At 34.4% G+C, this 8,067-nt stretch carries 6 protein-coding genes; all 6 read left to right on the top strand.

From position 1 onward, the window contains the following. The coding region (locus QL986_RS18695; protein WP_290191823.1) for an IS3 family transposase at nt 1-110 on the top strand (110 nt) is incomplete at its 5' end. Between the two features lie 104 nt (nt 111-214). Beyond that, nucleotides 215-2,326: a hypothetical protein gene (locus tag QL986_RS18690; protein WP_290191822.1), complete on the top strand. Its 2,112-nt coding sequence runs from the start codon at nt 215-217 to the stop codon at nt 2,324-2,326. Between the two features lie 11 nt (nt 2,327-2,337). Then, nucleotides 2,338-5,109: a hypothetical protein gene (locus QL986_RS18685; RefSeq protein WP_249365142.1), complete on the top strand. Its 2,772-nt coding sequence runs from the start codon at nt 2,338-2,340 to the stop codon at nt 5,107-5,109. Beyond that, nucleotides 5,099-5,656: a hypothetical protein gene (locus QL986_RS18680; protein WP_028834334.1), complete on the top strand. Its 558-nt coding sequence runs from the start codon at nt 5,099-5,101 to the stop codon at nt 5,654-5,656. Before QL986_RS18685 ends, QL986_RS18680 begins: the two co-directional genes overlap by 11 nt. A gap of 513 nt (nt 5,657-6,169) precedes the next feature. Then, the gene (locus QL986_RS18675) at nt 6,170-6,868 is read left to right on the top strand and encodes a hypothetical protein (protein ID WP_028834333.1); all 699 of its coding nucleotides are present in this window, start codon (nt 6,170-6,172) and stop codon (nt 6,866-6,868) included. Nucleotides 6,869-7,014: 146 nt separating this feature from the next. Continuing rightward, nucleotides 7,015-8,016, top strand: coding sequence for a hypothetical protein (locus QL986_RS18670; protein WP_290191821.1), 1,002 nt, complete (start codon nt 7,015-7,017; stop codon nt 8,014-8,016). Nucleotides 8,017-8,067: the final 51 nt, after the last annotated feature.

Below are 8,067 nucleotides of genomic sequence, written 5' to 3'. Positions count from 1 at the left end.
ATGATGTGGCAGCGTATATGCGCTATTACAACTTAGAGCGACTTCATACTGCTAATGGTGATCTATCGCCAGTAGAGTATGAGCAAAGTTCCTTAAGAAAAGTGTCCTGATTTAGTTGTGCAGAACAGAGTTTGTAGGTGAATTTAAATACCCACTTGAGGCACGAGAAATTATAGTCCGTAAAACCTCAAAATTGATCAAACTAAAAATTAGAATGACCGACACCAACAACCCAGATAAAGAGGTTTTATATAAATTTATTGTTGCAGCATATAACTACGCTTATTTTGATAAATCAGCGGCACTTTCAGCCAAGCAATTCTTTTTAAGTATTGCTCCTCGTTTTGTGGAATGGTTAAACATCGCAGTGGTAACAAACCGTTTTGAGATCCTGAAAGAGTATGAAGAATATCAATTTGATAAAATGAGTAATCATGGTGGGGTAAGTCGGCTTACCTCACTGAAGACATTATTTTGTCATGCATTAGATAAATCAATTGAGCTACATGAAGCGCTAACTTCATCAGAGCTCAGCTACTTATACGAGCTTAGGAAAACAAAAGCTAGTCCTAACTTGAATAAAACACAAATATCTTTAGCAAGTTACTTTGGTTCAATCAGTTGGTTAAGACGTGATGATGTGGGAATAGGACATGAGTTGTATAATGTATTAGCTTCACCGAACCTAACTGTTAAATCATTAAGCTTAACTGCATCTACGGTTATTAATGTACTGGCCAAATATAAGCAGGAGTTACATAGCTTTTTCAAGTCAGAGGGAGTTGATTTTTCTTTATTTTTAATTCCTAAAAACCTCTCTCATACAAAAAAAAGAAAGTTTGTTGGGAGTACAATATATCGACTGCTTTCTGCTTACCATAGAATGAAAACCCCTAGCTGCGTGCTAAAAGGGGCTTTAGAAGTAGTATTATTATCAAATTCGAATAACTTCAAATCTTTCCAATTTTTACTATCAGCTTTAGCTTCTAAAACGCAATGTGATGACCTCTTTACTAGTCAATCGCAATTTAAGGGAGAGGTCAGTTCTGTATTTTGCGCAGGTACTTGTTCTCAGGTTATGCCAGGTAACTTATTTAGCTTTGAAGTGTTGCAACAAATTACTCTTGATAAATTCTCCCCCCCTGCAACCGTAATAGAAGAATTAATGTTTTCATGGTTGATGGCATCTCAATGTGTTCAACCTTTTGACATACCAAAGCTTACGGTAGGATCATTTCGCCTGTTGAAGGTTGGAGGCAAAGTTAGAAATATTGAATGTGAATACTTTAAAGGCCGGGCAAAGGTATTTCATACAACCCGCTCTCTTTCTGTTAGTACTCTTGAAGGTGAAGCACTAGTATCATATTTGTCTTTAAGAAAAGAAAGTGAGTATCTTGTTGAAAAAAGGGCCCTTGTAATTAGTAATGGGGTTAACTCACTAGTTGGTACTCTTTATTGCCTATTAACGACAAGAGTATTGTCAAACTATTTGATTGAACACCATCGTAAGCTAGATAATATACCATTGTCTATGCCTAGAGCATTAATTTCATTGATTAAAAATACTGGTGGTTACGCTGGTATTGAGGGGGGCCCATATAATGGTCTTTTAGTTGAAGATGCATCAAAACCTGTGGCAACAACAAATTTAACTTGCCCAGTTACACTCTTTGGTTTTCAGGCTATAAAAAATAGCGCTGTACATGCTTTTAGTGACCCTTACACGCTTAATTACCTCATTAATAAAAACTCACACTCTAATCAAACTGAAAAGCGGCATTATTTGAATAGTGAGAATGAAAACTGGATTAATTCAGCAGGACGTATAACTAGAGAAGTCATGTTGGACTTAATTAATAATGTGTATGATCTAGATTTTGAAGATTTAAATACCAAGGGTAAGAAAGAAGCTGTTGAGCGGTTTAATAGTGAATTCATGTCAGTAACACAAAGTGTGTCTTATAAAGCGGGTGAGATGTTATCTAGACTTAGAATTATAACCGGACAAAATAAAGGTGAAATTAATGAAGTGGGAGTATCAGCTCTCGATAGTGTTGAGGATACACCAAAATTATCCTTTTTGTATGTCATGGATAGTGCTGTTGTTGCATGGAAAATGTTCAATTATTTACACGAATTTAAGAAGCATTATAAAAAGTTATTATCCCGAAACTCTGAATACCTTTATAAGACAGTTTTGCCTACTGTAGAGTGGGCAGAACATACTCTGAGTCAGTTGAGTAAAGAAAGTCAAGAGGCTGGACAGGCCATATTCGAGAATGCAATTAAAAACCGCGTTGTAGTTAGTGTTTTTCATTCTATTTAATGAGGTTTAATATGAAATTAAATTTTTCTACAACTGCATATGAAATGTTTTGGGAAGATCAAAATCAAAAGCTGCTCTCACACCCTTGTTTTATAAAGGAAAAAGGAATAATTTTCGATGATGTATTCTATTTTAAACACCACAATATAAATAACGTTACAGAAATTAATTTTTCATTGTTTGACATGCCTCACATTAATTCAAGTGGATCTGCAACTTTAAAAATAGGGGGAGATGTATACCCACTGTCAGCTAAAGAATATGCCAAATTATTTTTTATCGCTACTATCCCCAAAAATAATGTATACGGTATTACTTCTATTTTACAAATAGTAATACATATTTTTGCTTTCCTAAACTTCCATAAAGCTCTATATCTAAGTTCAAATAAATTAGAAGATTTTTGGATTTCATATTTAAGTGAGTCAGTTAACGAAAATGGATTTTATAATCGTTTATCTCCTCCGAGCTTTAGTGCAGCTATCAAGTTTATACCTCTTGCCATTACAAGAAACAAACTTAAAGCGCTAGGTGTTATTGGTGTCATAGATAATAATATTACGCAAAAAAAGGTTGAAATCATACTAGATAATGTATGCCAATCACAGTTAGGTATAACACTGAGTGAATATAGATTAGGGGGGAGTTTTAACTTTTTAGGTTTAGAGCTTGGGCAGTACTATATTGATTATTTAAGGTTGGTTTACCAAAAAGATTACTTATATATGGCCATATGTAAGAAGACCATTAAAAAAGTAGCTGAGACCTACAATAGAGTTTTGGATTCAAAGTTACACGTCAGGATAAACGATGTGGTGGTAGCTTCGTTAACTCATCACAAATTAGACCCCCATAAGAAACACACAAAAGGTATTAATCACAAAGACTTATTTAATGAGGTGCAAGAAATTGCATTCAGCGAGTATCAAAAGCTGTTTGAGAGTGCCATGTCGCTCAATGAAAAGTGTATCAAAGAGCTAGTAATCAAGCTCGGTCTTGGTATGCGGTTCGATGGCGTTGAAATAATTCGTATTTTAATGCTCGCAAAGTTTTATGATTTGGATGTGCAAAAATCACCAACAGAGATATGGGATAGTTATTTAGCTTCACTCGATAAGACTTTTATTGAAAGTCATAAATTAGCTGAAGTGACTATTGAATGCGTCTATGAACAAATGCAAGGCATAATTTTACCAAAAAAACTGAAAAAAGCGGAGTTTTTGCGAACCCTTGAATGTTTCGGTGATAAGATTCTAAAAAAAGGTTTAAGGCCTGATTATAGATCTTTTAAGGCTACATTGAATAATATTGTTCATGCTATGACTACCCTTGTTGCTGCTTGGCTAGGTTATCGAAAAAGTGAGTTTGGTTTTCCGTTAAATGCAATTCACATAGAACCAAACATAGATATTCTTGATAGTTCACATATACCATTTCGTTTTAAGTTAAATTGGCTTGTTCCAAAAACTCATGGGAAAACTAAAATTAAGAGAGAGATTACTTCGCAGTGCTATCAAATCGCAGTACAGCTAAATAACTTATTCAGTGCTTCATTCGATGATCCATGCTTGTATGAATGCGGTGAAGGGAAGAAAGTGACGACTCAATCTGAGATGTTTATTGAAAGAAGGGTGAAGGCAAACTGGCAAGATTTTGTGTATAGTTATCAGCCTTTTAATGATGTTCTTAAATTAGCGCTATTGAATTCTAAAGATGTGGAATTTATGAACAGTGATGAGTTAAAAGACTTTGATCGATTACGTCACATGTATGATCCCCAAAGCGCTCGGTATAAGCATCTATTATCTACAGCAAAAGAGGTAAAACGGGATTGGAAAAGATTGTCTTGTACTTCTTTTTCTAGCTCTCGAGCCCAAAGAGCGTTTAAAGCTTCATTAAAGTCTTTTATATCCGTTGGTTTCACCCACAATGAGTTACATCAAAAGTTAATAGAAACTTACTTTTCTGAAAAAACAAAAAAATTGCTTCGCTCCGGAACTGTGGTTTTAGACAACAAAGCTATGAATGATATTGTTAATGAATTGCTAGTGGGAGTTCGTTATCCATCTTCACATGCATTGAGACATATTTGGGCTGAAGCCGTATTAACTCGATATCATGGTGATATAGGTGCCGTGATTCAGCATCAATTTTGTCATTTAGATAGCTCGTTCTTTATGGCGTATCTTCGAAATAAAGACGTTCGAGGCTTAATGAAAGGTGCAAGTCAACGTTATCTTAATTCTATTGTGGATTCGTTGCTCATTGATTCAGATAAAGTAGGGCAAGAGTATATTGGTGGTTTTGCTCATTATGTCAAAAAAGCTGTTGCTCTTACTAAGCCAGTAAGTGTAGATGAGTTTAATACATTAAGGTCGAGTATCAACGAGCGTATCATTAGTATTCAGCCAAGCATTTTTGCTATATGTATTCCTAGAGATAGCGGTGAAATAAGGGCTAAATGCGCCAAATTTGGCAGTATTAATCCACAAGATGCCAAACCAGAGTTCTGTTTGAATTGCACTAATGCTGTTATTACATCTGGAAACTTAAGAGGTATTTGGACAACAATTCAACCGATGGTGAAAGAAGCTCTTAACGAAAATACGTTAGGTTTCATGCTGGAATCACATTTACCTACTTTACGCTCAGGCTATAAGCGAATAAAGCAACTACAATCATCAAACTCGGAAGCAGTGGCGAAAATTTTAGGGGTTATCGAAACTGCAATCAAGACAATTGAATTAAAGCTTCAGCAAGAGAATACAATATATGGCAAATGATCATATTGACTTGGATGAGTTAATTGGAGAAAAATTCCTAGAAACTCTAGATGATAAATATATTCAGTCTCATACACCCGAAAGACCATCGTGGGTAATTGATGATGAGAATCATACTACATATAAGTCTTGGCAAATTATTTTGGTAATTAAAGAAGAAAAAGAAGAAAACATCAAAAAGTTTGGAAAAGTTGCTAATAATAAAACACAAAGATCTTTGTATAAGATATTAAAGTCTGAAGTTGCAGAAAAAATGGAGATTAGTTCTCAAAGTATCTTCAGAACTTCAAAGTTTAGCCCTTCAATTCTTAAGTTTTTTGATGAAATAAATATCGCCTTGTTAGAGTTGTATGAAAAAGAACAAATTAAGCAAAGAAATAGACAAAAAAATACGGGGATTCGGTCTCGAAAGAAACAAGCTATTGTGAGGAGTCACCAAGATATCGAAAACGAATTAAATCAACTTAAAGCACGAACAACTAAAGAAGTGCTCGATTTAGCTATAGATAAAATGCCATTAGATTACAGGCTAAAACTAGGCCTATAAAATAAATGTATAGAAATATGCGCTTTTAGTAATTAGAGCAAGTTTATATAAATTGTCATATTCCACACTGAGTAAGGTGGCTCACTGGACTTCCCCGCTTTCACTAAACACCTGCTTATAATCTTAAAATACAAAGCAGAAGTAAGCTTCCGGTTTGTAAGCCTATATTGCTATATTTCGGAAGAAAACTTCCGTTTATAGGGCTTCAAGGGTAATTACCGGAAATATACTTTTGTTTTTTGATAGCGTTAACCTAGATAGATATATGAGCAACTTTTCGGGGTCTTATTTGAGCGAAAACCAGTCATTTAAGTAAGTTGTTATTAGCTTAGTAAGAATAAGAGGAAACTTTCCTCTTTTTTACATGTTTATATAGGCTACAGAAAGCATAATATTTGTAGCTGGCAATAGTTTACGCTATTTGCTATTAATAGGGATTCATAAAATAAGGACGTTTTCGCGCTAAAATAGGAAAGTGTCCACTGATAAAGCTGTTAGCTGCTAAGGAATACTTTGGAGTCTCCAATCGAAATTTTAATAGGAATTATTCTTGGTGCTATAGCTGGATATGTGGCTGCATACCTTAAAAAGAAAGCACAGAACCGCGCATTATTAGAAGATGTTAGGCGATTAGAAGAAGAAAAAAGATCTGTAGAAAAGAAGTTCGTTGTAGAGGTAGAGCAAGTAAAAAAAGAGCATAACTTAGAGATTGAACACCGAAAATATCAGTATGAAGATAAAAGGAAAGTGTACTCTGACTTTTGTAACGACTTAGATAAGTACCAGAGCCAAGGGCAAGTCATCTTTAAAGAAAGAATGATGCCTATGATGACTCGGTTGCTTGAATCAATTGAGGATAGTGACGGCTCAACGAAAAGTGTAGAGGTTTCATTTTCAGATTACTTTTCTGAAATGCTCTTACTATGTAACGACTTAAACTTGGCTTTTGTCGAAGTAAAAAATCAAACAAACAAATTGCGACTGAGCACTTCTGATGAAGCTGAAAGTTTATTGAATGATTTACTTATCAACTTGGAGCAAACAAAGGATTTATCTACTGATTTTATGCAGTATCTTGCGACTCCCAATGGTATGAATGATAAAGATAAACAAACTGAGTTAACAAATATTCTTACTGAGCTAGGTCTACAAAATGAAATTATTCGAACTAGTTTAATAAAACAAATGAAAAATGAACTTCAGAATATATAGCAGCTAACTAGGCACTTAAATGAGAGTAAAACAATAGGTTACGTTTTGCTTCGCACACATTCAACCCACCATTTTAGTCCGCTTAGTGCGGCGTTACAGGGCTAGATGATTAATCTACCCTCGGTTAATAATTAAAAGGATGAGTTATGGATAACCTTAAAGTACGTTTTGAAAACTGTTACGGTATTTCTTCATTAAATGAAACTTTTGATTTATCTAACACCCGAGGAAAAACTAAAGCTTACTCAATCTATGCCCCAAACGGACTGATGAAAACATCGTTTTCTAGAACTTTTGATGCCTTATCAAAAGGCGAACAGCCAAAAGAAGAACGCTTTAATCGCCTACCAACTTGTACTATTGAAGTTGATAATGTTGAAATTAAAAAGGAACAAATATACGTTCTTAAATCTGAAATAGAAATAAGCTCTGATAATGAAGCCGTAACAAATATTCTAATTAATCAAGAGAGTAAGATTAGATATGACACATTAATTTCTAACATTCACAAATTGAAATCAAAGCTTGAAACATCACTCCAAAAAAAGTCCAAACTAAAAAAAGGTGAAGTCGAAAATAGGCTGATAAATGACTTTCAAACAGATAATTTTGTTAGAGCAATAGAATTAGCAAAAGAAATTGTTATTGGTGATGATTTAAAAAGTTTTATCTATAACGAAATATTCGACCCCAAAGCCATTTCGATACTAGAAAGTCCTGAGTTTCTATCAAAATCCGATGAGTTTAATCAGCGTTATCAAGAGCTCTTTAATCAAGAAGGAACAATATACAGTAGAGGGGTTTTTAACCCTACAAAAGCAGATATATCTTTCAGCACCTTAAATAAGCAAGGTTACTTTGCCGGTGGGCATAAAGTTCATCTTCAAGGTGAGGCTTCTTCAATTAATTACGAAGAACTGCAAGAAAAAATGAGGGTTGTACATGAGTCAATTGACAGTGATGATGAACTTAAAAAGTTAAGAGTTAATTTAGCTAAAAATGCACAGACTCAAGCATTAATTTCATTGTTGGAAAATATTTCTGCAACTGAGGTTGAGCTACTTTTGCATAATGAATCGCCCCGAGTTCATCGGAGACCAGTTTGTTTAAGTCAGGCCACTTTACCTGACTCGTTTAAATTATCATAGTAGTCTGTTTCATATTGAGCTGGTGAAATATACCCAATTGAAGATAATAAG

This window comes from Pseudoalteromonas sp. APC 3250, from assembly GCF_030407915.1.
GTDB lineage: Bacteria > Pseudomonadota > Gammaproteobacteria > Enterobacterales > Alteromonadaceae > Pseudoalteromonas > Pseudoalteromonas tetraodonis.
Note: the sequence above shows the minus strand (reverse complement) of the source record. Positions and strands in the feature narration are given on the sequence as shown.